Raw genomic sequence first — 21,047 nt, forward strand, 5'->3', positions numbered from 1 at the left:
GACCTCAGTCGGAGCACGAGCAGGATTCCGCAGTGGCTCCGAGACCCCAAGCTATGCATGCCGCCCATGGCATGTCAGACGGACATGAATGCACGCGATCGCCTACGCCATGCGTGGCCCCGATGCTTGGATGCCTGCATGAGTCAACTGGGGGTAGCACTCGTCAGTGCAGGATCTGCGCTCAGCGGCGCGACGATCGCAGGCCTGTTCACGTTGCTCAAAGGCCGGCAGGAGTCGAGAGAGCGCGTTGCAGATAGGGAGGAGCAACGTCGGCATCGCCGGTTGGACGCCCGCCGAACCGCGTACGTGACCTTCCTCAAGGAGGTCTCTCTGACGGCGGATGCGTGCCAAAGGATGCTCGATGTCGTGGTCCCAGAGGAGACTGAGACCTGGCAGACCATCGGCAGCGGGGTGGCAGACTCCTTCGGCAGGCTGTTCCACGCGAAGCTTGAGGTGGAGATGGTAGGGCCGCCGGTCATGGCAGCGCAGGCGGAACGCGTACTGGAACAGACCACGACGCTCGTTGAAGAGTGTGAAGAGGCCTACGAGCGTCATGGCAGCTACGTCAGGGAGAGCGGCAACACTGATCCTGTTCTAATTCGTGAGTTGGTCGAGTACACGCCCCGACTGGTCAACCGGCTGAACGTGCAACGCGACCGCTTCGTGAGGGCGGCCCGGGTGCAGCTCGACGGGGACGTAAATGAGGTCCCGGCGGAGGTGCTAGGTAGCTACATCGGCGCCCTAGGCTATTCCGCAAGCCGGTCAGATGGTCCCCAAAGCGGTTAATAGGCGTGCAGCGGCCTTCAGGAAGGTCCATCGCGGAGGGCATGATTTCTCGTTTCCGCAGGTCAGAGAGGTCAGGGTGAGCTTGCTGTGAATCTGCCGTGGGCCACCTCTGGGCCGTGCCTGGGCCGTCCGAGGTCGGCCAGCTATGACCGCCAACGACCAACAACGACCACGAGGGCACGGCTGGCGGCCGTGCCCTCGTAGCGTGTCCGCCCAGCTAGACCCACGTGTCCAGCCACATCCGCGACCGCCACTGGTCGATCGGGATCGCGGTGCCCGTGTAGAGGGGCCAGAAGTAGATGAAACTGCCTGGCAGGCAACGGTCTGTCTGACCCGAGTTCGTTCCCGGCTTGCAGGCTTGGATGTTTGCATCCGCCACGTCGGACAGTCCGCCCTGCTGGCGTACGCTGCGCCAGCGATCACGATGCCAGGGGGGTACATGCCATCTAAGGGCGAAGAACGGTCTGCCAAAGCGATCTCGAACATGCGAGTCGCCGCGAGCGAGTACCTAAAGGTGTTGGAGCGAGCTGAGGAGGCGTCGGTCGGGAGGGAGGCATGGCTGGAGTTCGCTGCGGAGCTGGGTGGCTTGTCGGCCCGTCTCCGCAACGGGCTGAACAAAGCGAACAAGGGCCTCGGCATCGCGTCGGCGCGCGAGGCCATACTGCTCTACCTGCGTAATCACGTGGGAGAACCCGTGCCGGCCAACCACCTCGCGGGTGTGGCGGGCATTGCGGAGTGGGCAAGGCGGGTGCGGGAGCTGCGCGTGGAGTTCGGCTGGCCGGTCGAATCTGGCGTCACCCGCGACGACCTTCCCAATGACCACTACCGGCTGACGGCGGACGAACCGGATGAGGACCTGGCGGACCGTTGGAGGGTGGCTAAGAAAGCACGAACGCTCAAGAAGCCCGGGGGCAAGGACGCGGCTGGCCGGGCACGGCTCCTTCACTACCTCAAGGCGATCTCCCCACGCCCCGCCGACAAGGAACAGCTCGCCTATGTGGCAAAGATTCAAGAGTGGCCCCGTCGGCTGCGTGAGCTGGAAGAAGAGGGCTGGCAGATCATCTCCAACGTCGATGATCCAACCCTCCCGCCAGGGTCGTACAGACTCCCGACGCTGGAGAAGCGACCGCCGCGCGTCAGAGAGGCCATCAAGCTTCGCTACAAGATCCTCGACAGAGACAAGCGCACCTGCCAGGACTGCGGGCGGACTCCAGCACAGGGTGCGTCGCTACAGATTCATCACATTCTGCCGGTCCACAAGGGTGGCAAGAACGACGAAGAGAACCTGATTACGCTCTGCATTCAGTGCCACGGAGGGCGGCACGCCCTCATGGGAGGCGCCCCGAAGGACGAGCTGCTCAACCCCGAGTACGAGGCAGACCTACGAAACGTCTAGAACGTCACACAGGTCCGCCGAGCCACAGACGACCTACACAGCACTGGATTGTCAGTGGTCACAGGTACGCTCCCAGAGCGCTGCACCGCAAAGTGCCGCGCTTGGAACGCCCCCCCCTGATGCTCTGGAGACCACGTGCAACCAGTCAAGATCGTCGACTTGTTCGCCGGCCCTGGCGGCGTGGACGTGGCTGCTGAGAAACTGGGAGTGCCCACCATCGGCATCGAATGGGATGCCGACGCCTGCGAGACCCGCCGCGCTGCTGGCCTGGGCACCGTGCAGGGCGACGTGCGGCTATACGGTCCGGCCGACTTCCCGGACGCAGACGTGCTAGCTGGCGGCCCGCCCTGCCAGACATTCACGGTGGCAGGTAGTGGGGCGGGTCGTAAGGCCCTCGATGACGTCCTCAAATTCGTTGAGCAAATGACGGCTCGCGTCGACCGCGAGCAGATCGTCAGTGATCTCGCGAACCTGGATGACGAGCGGACCGGCCTCGTTCTTGAACCGCTCCGATGGATCCTGGAAGCCATCGACGTGCGGAAGAAGCCCTACGAGGCGATCATCCTGGAGCAGGTTCCGGCGGTGCTTCCTGTATGGGAGGCGTACGCCCTAGCCCTCACCAACGAGGGCTACTCGGTCGACTACGGCCTCCTACTCACGGAGGCCTACGGCGTTCCGCAGACGCGGAAGCGGGCGGTACTGATCGCGCGCAGGGGGAAGCACGATGTGAAGCTGCCCTCCCCCACTCACCGGCCCTACCGCAAGGGGGTCCCGCGTGATGACGGCGACGCGTCGAAGGAGCCCTGGCGCACCATGGGCGACGTAATCGACCGAGGAACACCCTTCGAGGTCATCTCGAACTACGGAACCGGTGGCGACCCCAAGCTGCGCGGGCGCCGATCCTCGTCCCAGCCCTCTGCCACTGTTACAGGCAAGATCCGCCGCAACCGTGTCGTCTCCCTCGACGGAGCCGAACTGGATCGGTTCAACCACTCCGAGGCCGGACGGCTCCAGACGTTCCCTACCGACTACCCATGGTCCGGTCGCGACATCGGGCAGCAGATCGGCAACGCAGTTCCGCCGCGGCTGGCGCTCCACGTCTTGAGCGCCGCCTTCGGCTGGTCTCCGCCGAGTAAGGAGCTGCTGGCGAGGTTGGATTGGTGGCACCGTCTGCCGGCGCAAGCCGCGTCCGTGACTGACGAAGAAGTGCTGGTAAGGGCCTAGCGCCATCGCGCCCTGTTCGGGTCCGGTTGAGGATGCGTCGCCCGCCAATTGACCGCCACGCTTGCGACGTTGGGACTCCGCGAACCAAGCTGCATGCCTACTGCCAGACTTCAACGCGTGACGATACAAGAGGGTCTACCCTTCCCGGAGGATGCTGCTCAGGTTGGCATGCAGGAGTCGCGAGCGTTGGCGGCGAAGCACTCGCGCCGCAATTCGTTCCGCACCTGGGATCCCCCATACGAGCCCATGGGTAGGGTGCCGCGAGAGTGGCGCATCCAGCCCGGACTGAACCAGCAGCTCCCCGATGACCTCGCGCCGTTCGTGAAGTGGTTCGACAGCCAGCCACAGGCACGAGAGCGCTTCCGATGGGCACTCCGTGACTCCCTCGATGAGTTGCTCGATGGTCAAAGGACGGGGCGCTGGGCGTACCAGCACCTGACGAAGACCGAGAAGACCTATCTCGGCACGGCCGTCGAAGTGAACCTCACCAAGGAGTTCGCGATCGAAAACGGCGAGGACCTCGACTGGCGCATCGCTGGCCTCGACATCGATTGTAAGTTTTCCAAGGATCTCGGCGGTTGGGAGATCCCGATGGAGATGTATCTGTGCGCTGACCACGATGAGCGGAGTGGTCGTGACAACCATGCAGCAGTCGTGACCTGGATGAACGACGACATGAGCCAGTGGGCCGCGGGCATAGTGCGGATCACCGATGAGAGCCTGCGCTGGAGGAAGAAGCGGGGGGCAAACGGCGACCGAGTCCGCGCGTACAACCGAGACAACAAGCGCAAGCTCTCCGACGACGCCAAGTCCAAGGTGTTCTGGCTCTGGGGCGGGCTCCAGACAGATCTGCCGAGGAATCTGCTGCGCCACCTGAATCGGGAAGCACGCGAGCGGATTCTCACCGCAGCACTGCCGGGCCGAGCCTCGTCGGGACAACAGCGGGTAACCCAGCTGTTCCGCGAAGTGCCGGACCGGCTCATCGGCCGACAGGTCGTCCTGACCGTCGGCCAGCAGGACGACGCGCCGAAGCGCGCCCGCGACGCGCGGATAGATCTGCGCCCGGAGGGCATCGTCGTGCTCGGTCACCAAGGATCACACCCACACATCGCCCGCAAGCTCGAACTGCCCGTACCGATCAAGGGCGAATGGATCTCCACCCGCCTCGTGCCTGTGTCATCCGGCGACGCGCGACCGAAGTTCTCACTGGGCGGCCAGTTCTGGGCGCGCGCTCGCGAACATGAACTGTTGGATCCTCCCGTTCCCGCCCCCGACCTTCCTGATAAGCGAAAGATCGATGGGCAGGCCCCCTAACCTGTCCTCGCCGGTGGTTGAGCTGTCGTGGGGCCAAACGGGGGGCCAAACGGCGAAGCCGCAGAGGGACCGCCCCGGACCGTAGCGGATCACAGTGCAGGCAGCCAGCTGCCTTAAGAGGGCCTCCGACCACGTCACGACACGTGTCGATCGCGTTCGGGACGAAGAGGTCGTGGGTTCAAATCCCGCCACCCCGACAGCCAAATCACAGGTCAGGCCCGGTGCTGATACTTCAGTACCGGGCCTGCCTCGTTCTCCAGGGGCTCTCTGGAGAAATCCTGGAGAAGATCTTGGAAGCTGTCTCCAGATCGGCACCCGCTAGCGAGCTTTCAGCAACGCATCCAGGGCAGCCACAGGCGAGCCGGGACTCATGGTCCGGCGCGCGGCCAACGCTTCCTCCCACATCCCGGTGAGCGCAGTCATCAGCGTCTGCCGCATCCCTGGGGTGATGTGGTCATAGCGCGACTGGACGGAGCCGTCCTCGTGGCCCATGCGTTCGTCCATGAGTTTTGGCGGGGTACCCACCTCCCTCATCAGGGTCTTGTGCGTGTGCCGCAACCCGTGCGGAGTGAGCCCCGGGGCGATCGGCACCCAGCACACCTCAGCCCGCTTCGAGGCTCCTCGCCCGCGTGCCGGAATGCCGGGCCAAGGCTCAGCAATGACAGGCACCGGCCGCTCTCCCTGGCTGCCTCGCCCGGGATACCGCCCTGCTGCGGCAGGTCGAAAAAGCCACGTGGCGAAGCCCGAGCGGCGCCAGTGAGCAGCCAACTCTCCCGATGCGGCGTTTCGGATGTACCCGAGATCGCTGACGGCTTCCAGCACCTTCAGGCGAGTCGGCTCCGCCACGGCATCCGGGCGATTAAGGACGTTGGAAACGGTGCCGGTCGATACGCCGGCGCGGCGCGCCACGTCGACTAGCTTCGCCCCGGGGCGGCTTACGGAGCCGTTGGCGGTTCCATGGCCACGGAAGACGTAGGGCAGTCCGTGGCACTCGCAAGGCTTCGATCTCGTCCGGGCGATGTGGTTGGCAAGCAGCGAGGTGAGGAAATCCGGAGTGTCGATGTCGCGGTAGGAGTCATCCTTGGGCGGGCAGCGGTGCAGTTCGCCGGTGTCCAGTTCGTAGAGCTGCCATTCCACACGGATGCCCCTCGGTCGCACGAACTCAGGCTCAAGGCCAACGATCTCGCCCCAGCGCATCCCGGTGTAGCCCTTGACGATGCCGGCGACGAACTCGTCGTCGCGGCCGGACAGCAGGGCCATTCTCTCGGCGAGCAACAGGATGCCGAGAGCGGTCGTGACCACCTTCTCCGGCCCACGGTTACGTGAGCGGCCGGCACGCTTTCCTCGTCCGCGGCGTTTGGTTGCCGGATTGGTGTCGCGCAACCCCTCGTCAACAGCATCGGCAAGGATCAGGTGTAGTGTCGCCCGCCACGTCTTCACGCTGGATGCCGCATAGGGCACGGCGCGTTCGTGCTTCTCCCAAGCGGCAATGTCGGTGCTCAGGATGTCGGCAACAGCAGAATCCTCGAACGCGGGAAGCAAATGCTCTTCGATGTGCCGCCGGTAGTTCTGCATGGTGGATGCCGCCAAGTCCTGTGCGGCATACCAGCGGTTGACGTAGGCCCCGAACGTGATCCGCTCACCAGATGCCTTCTTCGTGCCGGCCAACAGCTTCGCTTCTTCGGCGTCAGCCGCCTTCTTCGCCGCAGCCTTGGTCCGGAAGCGGATGGCATCGCCATCGGCATCGCGGACAGTGGCGTACTTGCCCGGCGCGAGCTTGTACCGGCCGCGCCAGTAGCTGCCGAGACTCTCGGCATAACCCACCTTGTTCTCCTATGAACGGGCGTGCCGCCCGACTGAAGGGCCGGGCGGCACACGGAATCAGGCTGCGCTGGACTGCGGTTGGCCGTTTCGCGCCCTGCGCGGGGCCCGTGCCTTCAGGGAGCTGACGGACACCGCCGGTGTGGTCGTCCTGCGCCGTGGAGCTTGCTTTGCTGGCGCAGGAGTGTCACGGCTTTCGGCGGGGCGGCTCTCGAAGATGCGCATGATCTCGGCGAAGTGCTCGGCCGTGAATCGGTAGCTCCCTGCGGGCTTGGTGAAGGGGATGCGTCCCCGGCGAGCTTGTTCCTTCACCCACCACTCCGAGCAGTGGAGGGCCTTGGCGATGTCGCTCGGGAGGTAGACAGGAGGAAGGGCCGGCGGTTCCGGTCGCGGAGCGGTGCTCATGTAGCGGTGACTCCTCACGAGGAAGGGGGATCCGCTGACAGAACTGACAGAACCTCCTCGACAAGCCGTTGACCTGCGATTTTGGCGTGTTTTGGATCTCTGACAGAACTGAGTTAAAACCTGACAGAACCTCGTTGGGGGAGGTTCTGTCACAGGACGCCCGGCGGGCCGCCGGGAGTTCTGTCAGGTTTTAACTGAGTTCTGTCATAGCCGTGATCATGGCTGTTTGTGCAGGTCAGGGGTTTGCGCGGGGGGTTGTGTCAGTTCTGTCAGCGGTCTGAAGGTTCTGTCAGGCACCGCGCGCGATTCGCGGGTGGGTCTCGTAGCGGGGCGAGGGTGGCCGGCCGCCCTTGCCGGAGCGTGGCGGGGGCGGGAGTTGGCGGATCCATCCGTGTTCTTCGAGCAGGGCGAGCGCGGGGTCGAGGTCGCTGATGGCGGGGAAGTCGGCCGGGCGCAGCGTGCGAAACAAGTCGCGCTTTGTGAACTGTGCGGGGTTGCTGGAGACGAGCTGGGCGAGGACGGTCACCGCGGATTCGTGGGCGGGGTCGGCACTCATGACGGTGAACACGTCCAGGGCGTGTGCGGTGAAGTAGTTGCCCAGTTCGGTGGCGGCGGCCATGGTGGACGCGTCGATGGGCTTGTGCCATCCGTCCTCGGGGTGGGCGGCGAGGTGCAGGAGTCCGGCGATGCGGGCGACGGCTCCGTCTCGCTTGGACGCCCATTTCACGATGGGAGCGAAACTCCCGTCCGGACCGAGACGCGACTCGGTGACCTTCTGGAAGGCCAACAGGACCGCGTCGGCTTCCGGGGTGAGCTGGATCAGTGCAGGGTCAGTCCAGTCCGCTAGGGCGAGCGTCAGCCCCGCCAGATGCTTGGCGTAGGTGGCGGCCACCTGCTCGTCCAGCAGGGCGGGCGTCAGGTTGCGGAAGCCGACCAGGGACAGGGGCTTGGAGTAGAGGAACCGGGCGAGGAGCCCGCGCCCGTCGGCCCCGTCGATGCGGCTGAGCGCATCCAGGACTTCCGGCTGAACGGCCAGACCGATCGTGACGGCCGGTGAGTCGACGTGCTGCGCACTGCGGCCCTGCCGGTTGACCCGCAGCATGTCCCCGGCGTGCCCCTTGAGGAACATGCCCATGTTGGGCTTGCCGGTGTAGCGGCCGGCGATGATGTCGAACAGCTCCCCCTCGGCACTCAGGCAGGAGATCCGCCCGCCCTGCTCGTCCAGGAGCGTCCCGACGTTCTCCGGGGTCACGTCGTCTGCGACGAGTTGCGGTTCTGCGGGAATCCGCATCTTGTCGGCGTCTTGCGCCAGTTGAACGGCTTCGGCCGTCAGGGTTTCGCGGTGCTCGGGCTCCGCACTCGCCGCCTTGCCGGCGGCTTTCTCAGCCGCGGACTTGGCCAGCCTCGCCAGGGTTTCCGCTTCCGCCCTCACGGGTCCAGAGAGTTCGATCAGGGCCTTCTCCGCATCGAGCAGCGGCTGAACCATCAGGTCGAACACGGCGGACTTGCGGTTACCGGGAGGCAGGGCGACGGCGGTGTAGATGTTCACGGGCTCTCGCCAGTGACCGCGTACGCACACCTTGACCCGCCCGCCGGCGGCGGTCGCGAGAACCGCCAGGGCCAGGCATCCGGCGAGGTCCGCCGGGGTCTGGGTCTCCTCAGCAACACCGCGCACCATGCCGCCCAACCATGCCGGGAGGACGTCCACGGGAAAGTCCGGGAGCGGCGGGCGGACTCGGAGGGGGACGGGTTCGTCCCAGGCGGGGCCGGTGATCTGCTCAGGTTCGATGTGCTCGAACCCTTCCCACAGATCCGCGCCTGCGTCATTGGTGGTCATGCGGCGGCCCTGCCTTCCAAAGCGGGGGTCAACAGCGGGCATGAGGCGCGGTTTTCTCCGTGCGCGGTGATCAGTTGCAGGACGGCGGCGCGGCCGATGGCCTGCCGCTCATAGCCGCACGTGCACCAGGAACGGGCGGAGGGTGTAACGCTCCAGGACGGCGGCGCGGTGATATGGAGCCAGGCCACGGGGCGGCGCCCGTCGTCCCTGCGCGGATCAGGGCGAACAGCAATGGGGACGCCTTCGGCGACGCCCTTCGGCTCGCCCACGGCCGGTGTGTCCACAGGTTGTGGAGCGGCTACCGGGCCGGCGGAGCGGGGTGTAAGGCAATCCAGGCGGGGGGAGTTGGGGCCGGTCATGAGGCTGCCTGCCGCGGGGTGGCGTGCGTGATGACCCAGTCCATGGCGCTGCGGATGGTGGTGCGGCACTCGGTCGGCGGGAGTCCGGTCGACTCCCCCGCCCCCTGGATTGCCTGCTCGGCCACCTCGCGGGGAAGGTCGCCCCACGCGACGAAGCGGGCCACCTTGCAGGCGCTCTTGTGGAGGGTGTTGTTGCGTCCCTGTGGGCCACCCTCGCTAGCCGCCGTAATGACTGCGCATTCCCGCTCCAGTGCCGCCTGTGCGGCCCGGGTGCCGTCCCGTAGCGGTGCCAGGACAACCGGGGCAAGCCTGACCGGTTCCGTGAGCAGCGTTGCCAGCCAGCCCGGCAGCGGGGCGACGGGCGCGTCGTCGGTGACCTCGTAGGTGCCGTCGGGGGTGGTGCTGCCGGGGGCGACGACGTATCCGCCCCAGGCCCGGGTGTCGACGTGGGGGCCGAGCCGGTTCGCGGAGCACTTCAGCCGCACCTCAGGCGGGGCGGTGAAGTACAGGTGTTCCCCTCCGCGTGCGGTCCGCACCCGGTGGGTGGCGGGGACGGTCTGCCCGGTGCGCTGGCAGAGCGCCGCAAGGGAAGTTGCGCCGTCAGGCGCTCCGTTCGGCTCTTCGGGCTTGCGGACGTCCAGGTCGATGACGAGCAGGCCAGCCGGTCCGGTGGCGATGCCGACGTTGTACTGGCGCATGGCCCAGGTGGCGCGGATCAGGTCGGTGTCGGTGGTGGCGCGCTGCTCGGGCTTGCGGTGTCCGCCCGCACAACGTCCGGTGCCGGGGCAGGCCCGTTCGGGGTGGCCGGCGGGCCGCTTGGCCCGCGGGTGCAGGGGGATGACGGGCCAACCACGCTCGGCCGCGGTGAGTGCGGAGGCGAGCAGGGGCAGGCAGGCGGGTTCGGTGGTGAGGGTGTGGATCACGCTGCCACCTCCCATGTGCTGGTGGCGGCGAGGTAGGCCCGGCCGATGAACTCGGTGTAGGCGGGCGGGATGGCCTCGGTCAGTTCCTCGCGTACGTCCGTCCACGTGATGCCCATCGCTGTTTGCAGCTCCGCAACGGTGGGCTTGCCTCCTCCGTTGCCGTAGGCGGCCACGTAGGGGCCGTCGTAGAAGCGGCCGTGTCGGTAGCCGCGCACCCGGCCGCGGTGCGGGCGGTGCGGCGGCTGTTCGATGGTCCAGCCGCCGAGTTCGAAGTTGCGGTGTCGGATCACCCCGAGTCCGAACATCTCCCCGCACAGGGTGAGGTCTTTGCGGATCTCGGCCCGGCCGTTGGGCTGCTCGATCGTGTATGGCAGGCCGGTGCGCTCCAGCAGAACACGGGTGGGTGGCACGAGGTCCACGTGCGCGCCGCCCCAACCCTGGGACCGGTTGGTGCCCACCGTCAGGGCGCACTTGTCCTGGCAGGGCGGGGATGCATGGATGAACGCGTACCGGCGGATCTCGCCCGACTCGATCAGGTGGGCGAGGTAGGCCAGGGCGTCACCCCGGTGGTAGGGGAAGGGGTAGTTCGGGCGGTCGGCCGTGTCACAGCCGTCCACCTCGAACCCGGCATCCTCGAACCCCTTGCCGGCTCCACCGGCGCAGGAGAACAGGTCGAGTAAGCGCGGCCGATGACCGCGCACTCGCCGTGCGGGGGTGGGTTGCGTCATGCTGGGAGACCTCCAACAGGTCTGCTGAGGACTGGAGACAAGGGCGGCCCCGGACTTTGGCGAGACGGGGGCCGCCTTTGGCGTTGTCAGCGGTGGTTGATGGTTCCGTTGGCCCGGCCGAACAGGCCGGTGGCAGTGATGTTCTGGGTGATCTGCGCCGGTGCCGTCGGCCGCCGCGCGCCGCGCAGCAGGACGGGCACGGCGACGACGGCGGCGACGATGAGCGCGGCGGCGGACCACAGGGCGTGGCTCATGGCGATCAGTCCCGGGGCGGCGTAGGAGAGTCCGACGGCTGCGGCGGCGATGCCGGCCCCGGTGGTCGGTGCGAGCAGGGCGGTCGTCTTGGCCCACGCCGGAACCGGCTGAGCCGCCGTGGCGGCCAGTGGAGCCGAGGTTGCGGGGGGCTGGGTGTAGGCGAGGGTCCGCATGCCGCCGGGCAGGGTGACCACCTGCACCCCAGGCGGCAGTTCGCTGGGCAGCATCCGCGGCCGGTCCCAGTCGGGCGTGGGGGCGAGCAAATAAAGCGTCGGCGGGTGGACGATGGTGATCTCGTACGGGGTTTCGGGCAGCACAATGCAGTCCCTTCAACCGGGATGAGGGTGACGGTGGGTGGCTGATCTAGTGGGGCGTACTGGGTAGTGGGTAGTGGGGTCCCCAGTGGGGGATGCCTGATCAGAGACCGTGTGCACCCCGGTAGCGGCCTTACCGGGTAGTGGGGCGCCTCCCCACTACCCACTACTCGGTAGCGCTGTGTGAGGGCGTTTCAGGCGTGGTCGGGGTGGACGTAGACCGAATGCGGGCCGTTATCCCGGTAGAACAACTGCCCGCGCTCGACAGCGGCCTGCAGAGCGGCGCGAACGGTCTTGCGGTCCCTGCCGACCAGCTCTGCGACGGCGGACGGCTTCATGCCTTCCGCGCCGGTCTCCTTGATCGCTTCCAGCACCCTCGACAGCCACCCGGGCCCCTGCTCGGGTTCGCGTCGCAGCGCCGACAGGTTCAGTCCGCTCGGCGCGGCCGGCGGCACATCCTCCACGCTGCCGGGTTCGGGTGCGGTGGCGAACTCGGCGTCGATCTGGGCCCGGAACGTCCGCAGCATCTCCTCCTCACCAGAGGCGGGCGCAGGGTCCTGCTCGCGCAGCGCGGACAGGTTCAGCCCGCCCCGCCCGGCCGGCGTGTCGGCGGCCGGTTCGGATGTGTCGGTGAGGGTGAGGTCCCGCATCCACGCGGTCCGCTCAGCATCCCAGCGGCGGGCGTAGGCGGGCCCGGCTGCCTTGGCCGAGATGTCGTCCAGCCGGGGATGCCGCTCCGACGTGGCGACGGTGATGTCGCGGATCTGGTCGGGTTTGATCCGCCAGGCTTTGAACAGACCGGCCGGTGATTCAGGCGTGCCGATGAATCCGGCGCCCTTGTAGGGGGCCTGCTCGACGCGCAGACCGCGCCGGCCAGGGAACATCTTGCCCAGGTCCATGCCCTCGGTCTCACCACCGGTCAGCGCGACCCGCACCTTCGCCTCACGGCGGATCATCAGGTTGCCCAGCACCATGCCGGTCGCTCCCAGCGCGGTGAGGACGGTACGGATGCCCATCGCGCGGAGCATGCGGATGACTTCCAGGATCTTCTTCGCCAGCTCTTTCATCTGCCGGTCGGTGCTGGTCAGGATCTCCGCGCCCTCATCGATGACCAGCAGGATCTGCGGGATCTTCGCGCTGACCGGAAGGAGATCGGTGTTCGCCTTGGACAGCAGGTCCTGGTAGGCCTTCTTGCGGTGCAGGCCGATGGCCAGTGCGGCATCGAGCATCAGCAGCGCCTCGGCATGGGTGGAGGCGAGCCAGTCGATACCGGGCCTGACCGGCTTGTCGTCCGGGGCTTTCAGTTCGCCGCTCAGGGCGGGCAGGACCCAGGGCAGTCCGGCGCTGCCGGCGTTCAGGTCAATCACCCACGGCAGGACGTCCTGGGCGCGGGCGAACCCGGCCAGGATCGTGTGGACCATGTTCGTCTTGCCGGATCCGGTCGGGCCGACGACCAGCGCGCACTGTTCGCGCAGGTAGGCGGCCACGGTTTCCCCGTTGGTCCGCACGCCCCATGGCAGTCCGGTCAGGACCGACAGGGGGGTGTAGTCGTCGGGGTAGGGGCAGTCCTCCTTGAGGACGTTGACCGTGGTCACGTCCAGGATGGCCCGGCCCTGGTGGACGCCGGGGGAGGCGGTGGCGGTGCAGCCGTGCGGCAGCCGGGCATCGGCGGAGAGCTGAACGGAGAACTGGGCGATGCGGTCGTAGGTGATGCCGCCCTGCGGTTCCAGGTCCAGGGAGTACCCGGTACCGGTCTCCCACAACTCCACCGCGAGGACCCGCACCGTGATGCCACAGATCCGCTGGATCCGCTCCACCCACTCGGCGGCGATGGCCCGCCGCTCGGCGGACAGCTCCGCGGCGATGGCCCGTTGCTCGGCGGCGAGCGCTTCCTCTTCGCGGGCTTCTTCGTAGAGGTTGGTGGAGCGGGTGGCGGCGCCGATCCCGACGCCGATCGTGGCCAGGGAGCCGAGGGCGGCCCAGGTGAGGGGGCCGTGGGTCATGGCCCAGGTGGTCCAGCCTGCGCCGATCAGCCAGCTGGCGGCGCGGGTGGCCAGGGTGCGGCCGGCGTTGCGGATCCGCAGGCCTGCGACGGTGTGGCCGAGGGCGCCGGCGGTGCCGACGGCCAGGGCCCAGCCGGGCGGCATGTGGGTGGCGGCGCCGGTGGTGGCGAGGGCGAAGGCGCCGGTGGTGGCGGACAGGGCGCCGGTCACGGGTCCGTGACCGGCGCTCCAGTCCAACACCGGGCCACTGCTCTTGTTCGCGGTGGCGGTGGTGGCCATGATCAGACGTTCCAGCCCTTCTCGGCCTCGGTCCCGTTGCGGGGGTCCTCGTGGCGGGCGATGTCCTGCTCGTGGACGCGGCGGAAGATGCCGGGCAGTTCCTCGGCGCCCTCGGCGGCCTTGCGGAGCAGGTCGTAGATGTCGTTGAAGCCGTTGGCGACTTCCTTCTCCAGCGGGAATTCGGAGTCGGAGCGTTCGGCGAGGATCTGCATGACGTGGGCGACCATGTTCAAGGCCTCCGGGAGGCCCTCGACCATGGCGAGGATCTCCATGCAGCCGTCCGGCTCGTAGAGCATGGCGGCGGCCTGCATCTCGGTGGCGTGGTCCTCGAACTTGAAACCAGAGCTGGTGGACACGAGTTCTCCTTCACTCACCTGGGGTGTGGCGGGGGTGTCGGCGGCCGGACGCTCCACGTGCTCGCCCAGACCTTCGGTGCCGTCTGCGGTGGCCTCCGCGTCGGCGGCGGCTTCCTTCTCGGCCAGCTCCGCACGGATCGCAGCGTCACGGGCGGCACGCTGGTCAGCAGCTGCACCGGTCAGACGCCGGTACAGGCGCCGGCCGGGGTTCATCAGCCACGAGATGCCGAACTTGCGACCGAGCGGGGTGGTCAGACAGCCCAGCAGCCCGAGGGGCAGGGCGAGCAGTGCTGCGAATAGGCGACGGCCGTGGAAGCGGGCCGCGGACCGGCGCAGCGCCTGCCGTGCCGCTTTGCGGGCGGGTGCCTTGCGCACCCGGGCGCGCTGCGCGGCGACCGTGCCGGCCGCCTGCTTGTCCCGCCGCTCCCGCTGGCGGTTGATCGCCGCATCCCGCGCGGCACGGGCCTTACGGACGGCACCGCCCGCCAGGCGGCGTCCGAGACCCTCGCGCTTGCCCGGCCTACTGCTGCCCGGCGCCTGGTGAGCGTTGCGACGGGCGTCCGCAACCGCACGCCGGGCGGCGGTGGTCGATGCCCGCCGCTCTGCCCGCGACCCGGCCGCGGCCTGCTGCCCGGAACGCAGAGCCTGTATCTGCCGGGCCCGGCCCGGCCCCTTCACGGCGCCACCGGCCGCACTCTTGGGCAGGCCCTGCCCGGATGGGTTGCGCTTGGTCAGCCCACCGGCGGGGGCACTCGGATGCCGGGCCGCAGGCTTGAGGCCGCGCCGGTGCTGGCCGGACGTACCGGGCTGCTTTCCACCGCCGGTGCGTCCGGTGCGGGAAGCAGCGGAACGGCCTCCCGCCTTGCCGGTGCCCGCTCCCAGGCTGCTGCGGCGCGGGGCGGTGGTGGAGGCTGCGGTGTGGCCGGCGGTGCGGGCCGCGGCCCGCCGGGCGTCGCGGCGCGTGTTGGGTGTGCGGGAGCGGCCGGCGGCGAGCGTGCCGAGGACAACGACGCCGGTCGCGGCGACCATCGCGGCGATCGGCCCACCGGCCAGGGAGGCGGCGGCCACCGCGCCGACGGTGCTGTTGGCACCGGCCAGAGCCAGCGGGGCAACCGGCCACCCACCGGGCGTGTGCTCCACCTTGGTCGCGGCTGGCGTGCTCTCGACCGGCGCGGGCGCCGGCGGGGGCGGGGCGGGGTCGGCAGCCTCGACGGCTACCGGCTCGGTGCTGAGTTCCGTCATGCTGTGAGCACTCCTTCAGGGGAGTAGGGCCCGGCCAGGGCCGTGGAAAGTTGCTGGCCGGGCCTGCCAATAGGGCTCATGCGGCGCGCTGTTCTTCGGGGTAGGCACACGGGGTGCACATACCGAGCGAGACGGGGATGACGTAACCGGCATCCCGGCCGCACTCGGGACACACACGCCGGGCGGCGTTCGCGCGGGCCAGCGCCGACCACTTCGCCGGGGTCATGGGCCGCACCGGCTTGGCCAGATCGACCGAGTACAAGTAGGCGACCAGCGGCCCGCGCCGACGGCGCGGACGCTCGATCTGTGCGACCACGTCCTGACCGCCTGGGCGCAGGCCCTGGGCGCGGAGCTGGCGACGGGTGGCCAGACCTTCCGGGGCCAGCCGCCACCGGTAGACGGGGACCGCGACCATCACACGGCCGCGGTGTCGACGGCCCGCAGCAGCGGGCGGGAGGACTCCTCCTCGTCGCGGACGGCGAGGATCTGCTTGCGTCCCCACGACTCGCTCATGCCGAACGCCTCGCCCAGCGCACGCGCGCTGAGCGGGCGGCCCGCCTGTGCGGAGTCCGCGTACGCATGGCGTGCGTCCTGCCGCATCCGCTCCAGCTCCGCCTCCTCGAACTGTGCCTGCCGCAGCGCCTCATCGGCCATCTCAGTCTCGGGTATGCGGGGGGCGTGCGAGGTGTGCGGATCGGGCGACCGCTGGGCGTCCGCACGGACTGTGACCAGCACGGACGGCTCCGCCAAGGGCAAGGCAGGGGCGGTGTCCAGGGTGGCCGTGAGGGGTGCCTGCTCGGGGTGTGCGGAGGTGTGCGGGGCGGATGTGGATTCCTGCCCGTCCGGCCCGCACACCGGCACTTCAACCATGGTGGGGGCGCAATGGTGGAGCACCTTGGCCACCAGGTCGGAGCCGAAGTAGATCGACCCAACCGGCAGTGAAGAGGCCAGCAGGACCAGCACCCAGTGCGCTCCGTTCCACTGCGCCAGCCGCACCCGGCCAGCGGGCGCGTCGTGCAGGGCGGGTACGAGGCCGTGCACGTAGTTCAGGACCAGCGAGGCGAGGGTGTAGGTGGCCAGCACCCGCAGCGCGAACCGCTTGTCACCCTTCTCGGTGAGCACGAGGGTGGCCACCAGTGCCAGCGCCATCAGCCCGTCCACCACGAACGGATACAGCAGCGCCGCGGTGGCGTCCGCGCCGATCGCCTTGGCCACGTCCCGCAGTGCGTTCCACGACACGCGGAAGGCCATGGCGACGACTGCGACCAGCGCGAGGACGAGCAGGACCCTTCCCTTGCGGTTCACTTCGCACCCCCACTGGTCCACGGGGTGTAGGTGACGGGCCCAAGCTTCACCATGTCGCGCAGCCTCGCGGCGGCCCCGCCAACCTTGTGCCCGTCCAGCAGGACGCAGGCAAGGGAGACGCGCGCTTCCATCACCCGCCGGTCCAGGAGCCTGGCGTAGGCGCGTTCGTCCGCATCGGTCAGGCCCGGCAGCGGAAGGTCCAGCGCATCATGGACCGCGCGCAGCAGTGCCACAACCGGCTCCGGAAGGGAGGCGAGGCGTACGGTCGACTCGCTCATGCCGCACCGCCTGCGGCGTTCTGGCCGGCGATGCGGTTGGCCAGCGTCCGCCGCGCGACCAGCACCCGGCGGCGGGTCCGGCGCAGCCGGCGCATGTCCAACTCCGCGGGCGTGCGGTCCAGGACGGCGATCTGCGCGTCCAGCAACTCCACCTCAGCGGTGATGACCGGCATCTCCGCGTCGATGGCGTCCAGCTCCGCGGCCGTCGGCTCGCGGTCGTACTCAGCGGCGGTAACAACCGCCTGAAGTGCACCGATGTGCCTCATGGGTCGTAGCTCCTTCTGCTCTGGTACGGCCCGACAGCACCCTCGGAGTTGCCGCTCCGGGGGTGCGCCGTTTGGGGATGGGTGGGTTAGTTACTCTCGGAATCAAGGCCGTAGGCGGCGTCCAGCTCCGCCTTCACGTCCACGCACTGACCGGACTCGAACCGGTCGTAGACTCGCTGCCCCTTCTCGAAGTTCTCCGGGGTGGTCAGGTCGATCGGCTGCTGCGCGTTCTCACCGGGCATGCGGACTCCTGACGTGTCGTAGGGGGTGGACCCGGCCGGCCAATGCCGACGTCGCGGCTCCCCACGCCCCGCCCGTACGACCACCGCACCGAATGCGGGGCCGGACGGACGGGGGAGGCAACCGGCCGCAGCGCTAGCCGCTGCGATGGCAGGAAGAGAGCGGACCAGGTCGGCCGCGAGCGTGCGTTCCGCTCACGGACCGGGATGACGTACTGGCGCCCGCCGGCCGATCCATGGCGGCGGCGCCCACGGTCTTCGTCGGTGCACTGGTTTTCCCATCAGTCGAGGTCAACAGAGGTGAAGCAGTGCAAGGGGCCGTGTGAGCGCTCGTAGCGCGGCGGCCGTGGTCTTCCGGTGACATCGTCCGTTTCTGCTCTCACGCGCAACGTGAGGAAGTGCCTAGTCCGTCCGTGGCGACACTCAGAAGCTGTGTCGCCGCGGTCCTATCCACCGACCGGTCATCGCGAGGAGTCGCCCCCGCTCGGGATTCGGTGTCTCAGTGCCAATGCACTCACGAGCCCGCAGAGTTCGGTTCCGCGCTCGTGGACCGCTGTCCAGATTGTTCGCACCGGGTCTGACAGCCAACGGGCTGATCTGCCACGCCCATCCGCCCTGTCGACCGGAGGGTGGTGCTGCCTGCCCGCGGCAGGCGTCTCTAGGTCCACACACCTCGTAGCGTGGTGTGTATTACCTACCACTCACGTTGGCAGAAGGATTCCGCGCCGTCAACCCGCGGCTTTCGACTCGGACCCGCCCGCCTGTCCCGTGCGGTGGTGATTCAACTGTCGCCGTCCGACGCCTGGTTCGGGAGCGAGTACTTGGGGGTGTACTCGTGCACTCCTGGGTGCGAACCCTCTACACCCGAGGCCTGACCTGCGTAGGGTGACGATGAGTCAAGCTGGTACAACGGCCGTACTCTGGGGGTCCCATGGCAGACCGGAACACCAGACTGGCCGCGCTCATGCAGGGAGGCGACTTCTCACACAAGTCCCTTGCTCGTGCGGTGGTCGCCGCTGCCGCACGGTCGGGTGAAGACATCACCTGTGATCACACGTACGTCTCGCGGTGGCTCAAGGGGGCGATCCCGCGCGGCAACATGCCGCAGTTCATCGCGGATGCCATCGGGCAGAAGGTTGGGCGCCGGCTCATCCTGGACGACATCGGCATGGGTGATGCGGCAGTGTCCTCCGTACAGCCTGACCTCGGACTTGAGTTCGCGGACAGGCCCGAGGCGACGGCTAAGACTGTCGCGGACCTCTGGCGTGCCGACCTTGCTGAGGCTGAGGTACTAGTCAGGGCGCAGCCGGACTCGGCCGCCTGGAACACGGCTTCCCTGCGCTGGATCGTCGCCCCGCCGGACGGGGAGCTGATGCGCGCAGGTAACCGCGCGATCGGCACGGTGGACGTAGAGATGATCCGCTCCACTGCCGACGCGTTCAGCATGCTCGATGGCAAGTTCGGCGGTGGTCACGCCCGACGCGCGCTGATCCAGTACTTGCACACAGACGTCCGGCCGATGCTGGACGGGAAGTACTCCGACGACGTGGGCAAACAGCTCTACTCTGCCGTGGCGGAAGCACTCTTGCTCGCAGGGTGGATGTCGTACGACAGCGGCCTTCACGGCATCGCTCAGCGGTACTTCATTCAGGCCCTGCGCATGACGCAAGCGGCCGGTGACCGGTTGCTCGGTGGCAGCATCCTGTCTGCGATGAGCCACCAAGCCACGTTCCTCGAGCGCTACCAGGACGCTGCGACCCTTGCCCGGGCGGCATACACGGGACCGGCCGGCCTCTTGGGTCCCACGATGGCCGCGCAGTTCCGTGCCATGGAGGCGCGGGCATTGGCCCGTCTCGGCGACGAACGAGGATGCGACCTCGCCTTGGTGCAGGCGGAGCGCAAACTCAGTCAGCGGACCCCGGACAGCGATCCGCCGTATATCGCGTATTTCGATGAAGTGGAACTTGCAGCCGAGATCGGCCATTGCTTCCGCGATTTGGGCCGGTCCGCAGAAGCGGCAGAACGGGGCGCGGGCTCAATCTTCGGCGACGGTCTAAACAACCGAAGTGACTTCTTCGCCACCATGGTGCAGGCTGAAGCCTATATCAACCAAGGTGAGATCGGGCACGGCTGCGAAATCGCCAAGACTGCTCTACAACTCGGTGAGGGGTTGAAGTCGGCACGCTGCGTTCAATACGTTCGAGAACTTCGCGAACGCGTTTCACCCACGATGCGGGGCGCTGTGGAATTCCGCACCTTCGTTGAAGAAGCACGCACTTTCCGCCTGTGGCAGCAATGTGGCTTGACGCCCTAGAACGGCACCCAGTCTCGGCGCGATCCTCCCGAGCGGAGAGTTGCCACCCGCTTCTCGACCTCTTCAGCGGCTCGAGGGTTGGCCCCTGCGTTCTGCGAGAGCCACGTGACCATCAGAAGTTCTCGTACACTCCGCAGTACGGCGTATCCGGCCCACTCACGTACGTCGAAACCGTAGCCAGCCACGAAATCCGCATATTCCGCTTCCGTATGCCAGCCAAAGCTATCGTAATACATAGCCGTTTGCATAAGGTCCCACTCCCGGGGGCCCATTGCGAATCCATCCAGGTCGATTACACGCGGATGACCTGCCGCGTCACGCAGGACGTTGCCCACATTGAAGTCACCATGTAGATGCCCCGGTGGAAGCGAGAATTCGAGGCGCTCATACTCCGCCTCCAAATCCCTCGCCATCGAGCACAGGAAAGCGCGGGCCCTATCCGGAATCGCGGCACGCTCCAAGCGGCTGGCGACCTTGTAAAAGGGTTGGAGTCGCGGAAACGAAAAAGGCGGCGACTCCAGCTCGTGGAGTCGCCGCAGTAGCACCCCCATTTCCGCCGTATTCGCGTACGTGTCGCCGTCGGCGAGCCCTTCCCAGAAGGTGACGGGGTGGTCTTCGATCACGATCGGCTGTTCGGCGTCCGTGACGAGACGAGCGGCCGGGTACCCCTGGTCCGCGAGCCACCGGGCCACGGCCACCTCTCGCCGCACCGAGGCAAGGCGGTCGGCGCCCCGCCCCACCCGCGAGATGGTCCGGCCGCCGTCGATGCGGAACACGGCATGGTCGCCTAGCCGAAGGATCTCGATGCCGTCCGGGTCCAGGTCGGCGACCGCGCATGCGCGGCGCAGGATGGCCTTTGCCGCGTCTGCGTCGAACTCCGTGCGTTCCGTCGTCGTCATGCCGTCTGCGTCTCCCGTCCAGTCGGCAGGGTGAGGACTTCCCGCCCTCGCCCTGCCCCCTTGCCGATCAACCCTCGCCCTTCCATCTGCGCGATGGCGGAACGCACGGCGGTTCGGGACGCGCCGAACCGCTCGCACAGCTCCTTTTCGGTGGGGAAGCGGTCGCCCACCTTCACCTCTCCACCGCGCAACAGGTCGGTCACCCGCTCGACCAACGGCCGGCGGTCGCCGGTCCCCGCCACGAACCATCCGGCACCCTGTACCGACTCGACCACACCATCGGCCTTGAGCGCGGCAAGCGCCCGCTCGATGGTGCTGCGACTCACGCCGTACTCGCTCACGAGTGTCGACTGAGACGGCAGCGCCTCACTGATCGTTCCCTTCCTGATCTTCTCGCGGAGAGATTCCGAGACCTCCAGGTACGTACCTCGCGGACTGCCCTGCGGCACGTGGCCTCCCCTTCCTCAACCTCGCCGACCTCCCAATGGCGCCTCACGGTCTCCA

General features: G+C 67.9%; 20 protein-coding genes. 5 read left to right on the forward strand and 15 right to left on the reverse strand.

Annotation, left to right across the window (positions count from 1 at the left end; translation table 11 throughout):
* The first annotated feature begins 138 nt into the window (after positions 1-138).
* From ACIBA9_RS31275 to ACIBA9_RS31290, 4 genes are all read left to right on the forward strand, one after another.
* Complete coding sequence (locus ACIBA9_RS31275) at positions 139-786, forward strand: hypothetical protein (protein ID WP_399368289.1); 648 nt, start codon at positions 139-141, stop codon at positions 784-786.
* Between the two features lie 484 nt (positions 787-1,270).
* Entirely contained in the window at positions 1,271-2,182 is a 912-nt protein-coding gene (locus tag ACIBA9_RS31280) for an HNH endonuclease (protein ID WP_399368291.1), read from the forward strand.
* A gap of 135 nt (positions 2,183-2,317) precedes the next feature.
* Positions 2,318-3,406, forward strand: a complete 1,089-nt coding sequence (locus ACIBA9_RS31285; RefSeq protein ID WP_399368293.1) for a DNA cytosine methyltransferase — start codon at positions 2,318-2,320, stop codon at positions 3,404-3,406.
* Positions 3,407-3,523: 117 nt separating this feature from the next.
* The gene (locus ACIBA9_RS31290) at positions 3,524-4,720 is read left to right on the forward strand and encodes a NaeI family type II restriction endonuclease (RefSeq protein WP_399368295.1); all 1,197 of its coding nucleotides are present in this window, start codon (positions 3,524-3,526) and stop codon (positions 4,718-4,720) included.
* 318 nt (positions 4,721-5,038) lie between these two features.
* On the opposite strand, the gene ACIBA9_RS31295 is transcribed toward ACIBA9_RS31290, so the two are convergent.
* The 13 genes from ACIBA9_RS31295 to ACIBA9_RS31355 form a co-directional block, all read right to left on the reverse strand.
* Positions 5,039-6,544, reverse strand: a complete 1,506-nt coding sequence (locus tag ACIBA9_RS31295) for a LacI family DNA-binding transcriptional regulator (protein WP_399368297.1) — start codon at positions 6,542-6,544, stop codon at positions 5,039-5,041.
* Between the two features lie 691 nt (positions 6,545-7,235).
* Positions 7,236-8,783 (reverse strand): YfjI family protein, encoded by a 1,548-nt coding sequence (locus ACIBA9_RS31300; protein WP_399368299.1) that lies wholly within the window; start codon positions 8,781-8,783, stop codon positions 7,236-7,238.
* Entirely contained in the window at positions 8,780-9,052 is a 273-nt protein-coding gene (locus ACIBA9_RS31305) for a hypothetical protein (RefSeq protein WP_399368301.1), read from the reverse strand. Before ACIBA9_RS31305 ends, ACIBA9_RS31300 begins: the two co-directional genes overlap by 4 nt.
* 86 nt (positions 9,053-9,138) lie before the next feature.
* Positions 9,139-10,065: a bifunctional DNA primase/polymerase gene (locus ACIBA9_RS31310; RefSeq protein WP_399368303.1), complete on the reverse strand. Its 927-nt coding sequence runs from the start codon at positions 10,063-10,065 to the stop codon at positions 9,139-9,141.
* The gene (locus ACIBA9_RS31315) at positions 10,062-10,793 is read right to left on the reverse strand and encodes a DNA methylase (RefSeq protein WP_399368304.1); all 732 of its coding nucleotides are present in this window, start codon (positions 10,791-10,793) and stop codon (positions 10,062-10,064) included. The genes ACIBA9_RS31310 and ACIBA9_RS31315 overlap by 4 nt, the downstream gene beginning before the upstream one ends.
* A gap of 86 nt (positions 10,794-10,879) precedes the next feature.
* Positions 10,880-11,365, reverse strand: coding sequence for a hypothetical protein (locus ACIBA9_RS31320; protein WP_399368306.1), 486 nt, complete (start codon positions 11,363-11,365; stop codon positions 10,880-10,882).
* Positions 11,366-11,556: 191 nt separating this feature from the next.
* Positions 11,557-13,644: a hypothetical protein gene (locus ACIBA9_RS31325; RefSeq protein ID WP_399368308.1), complete on the reverse strand. Its 2,088-nt coding sequence runs from the start codon at positions 13,642-13,644 to the stop codon at positions 11,557-11,559.
* Positions 13,645-13,646: 2 nt separating this feature from the next.
* On the reverse strand, positions 13,647-15,242 hold the full coding sequence (locus ACIBA9_RS31330) for a hypothetical protein (protein ID WP_399368310.1): 1,596 nt from the start codon (positions 15,240-15,242) through the stop codon (positions 13,647-13,649).
* A 76-nt stretch (positions 15,243-15,318) separates the two neighbouring features.
* The gene (locus ACIBA9_RS31335; RefSeq protein ID WP_399368344.1) at positions 15,319-15,657 is read right to left on the reverse strand and encodes an RRQRL motif-containing zinc-binding protein; all 339 of its coding nucleotides are present in this window, start codon (positions 15,655-15,657) and stop codon (positions 15,319-15,321) included.
* On the reverse strand, positions 15,657-16,547 hold the full coding sequence (locus tag ACIBA9_RS31340; protein WP_399368312.1) for a DUF2637 domain-containing protein: 891 nt from the start codon (positions 16,545-16,547) through the stop codon (positions 15,657-15,659). Before ACIBA9_RS31340 ends, ACIBA9_RS31335 begins: the two co-directional genes overlap by 1 nt.
* Entirely contained in the window at positions 16,544-16,825 is a 282-nt protein-coding gene (locus ACIBA9_RS31345; RefSeq protein WP_399368314.1) for a hypothetical protein, read from the reverse strand. The genes ACIBA9_RS31340 and ACIBA9_RS31345 overlap by 4 nt, the downstream gene beginning before the upstream one ends.
* Positions 16,822-17,091, reverse strand: coding sequence for a DUF6284 family protein (locus tag ACIBA9_RS31350; RefSeq protein ID WP_399368316.1), 270 nt, complete (start codon positions 17,089-17,091; stop codon positions 16,822-16,824). Before ACIBA9_RS31350 ends, ACIBA9_RS31345 begins: the two co-directional genes overlap by 4 nt.
* A gap of 86 nt (positions 17,092-17,177) precedes the next feature.
* On the reverse strand, positions 17,178-17,333 hold the full coding sequence (locus ACIBA9_RS31355) for a hypothetical protein (RefSeq protein WP_399368318.1): 156 nt from the start codon (positions 17,331-17,333) through the stop codon (positions 17,178-17,180).
* A gap of 928 nt (positions 17,334-18,261) precedes the next feature.
* Between ACIBA9_RS31355 and ACIBA9_RS31360 the strand changes: the two genes are divergently transcribed.
* A complete protein-coding gene (locus ACIBA9_RS31360) occupies positions 18,262-19,644 on the forward strand; it encodes a hypothetical protein (protein ID WP_399368320.1) in 1,383 nt (460 codons plus the stop codon).
* Here ACIBA9_RS31360 and ACIBA9_RS31365 read toward each other — a convergent pair.
* Both ACIBA9_RS31365 and ACIBA9_RS31370 read right to left on the reverse strand, forming a co-directional pair.
* Complete coding sequence (locus tag ACIBA9_RS31365; RefSeq protein WP_399368322.1) at positions 19,641-20,543, reverse strand: phosphotransferase enzyme family protein; 903 nt, start codon at positions 20,541-20,543, stop codon at positions 19,641-19,643. The genes ACIBA9_RS31360 and ACIBA9_RS31365 overlap by 4 nt on opposite strands.
* The gene (locus tag ACIBA9_RS31370) at positions 20,540-20,992 is read right to left on the reverse strand and encodes a GntR family transcriptional regulator (protein ID WP_399368324.1); all 453 of its coding nucleotides are present in this window, start codon (positions 20,990-20,992) and stop codon (positions 20,540-20,542) included. The genes ACIBA9_RS31365 and ACIBA9_RS31370 overlap by 4 nt, the downstream gene beginning before the upstream one ends.
* Positions 20,993-21,047: the final 55 nt, after the last annotated feature.

It is taken from the genome of Streptomyces sp. NPDC051452, from assembly GCF_044454765.1.
GTDB lineage: Bacteria > Actinomycetota > Actinomycetes > Streptomycetales > Streptomycetaceae > Streptomyces.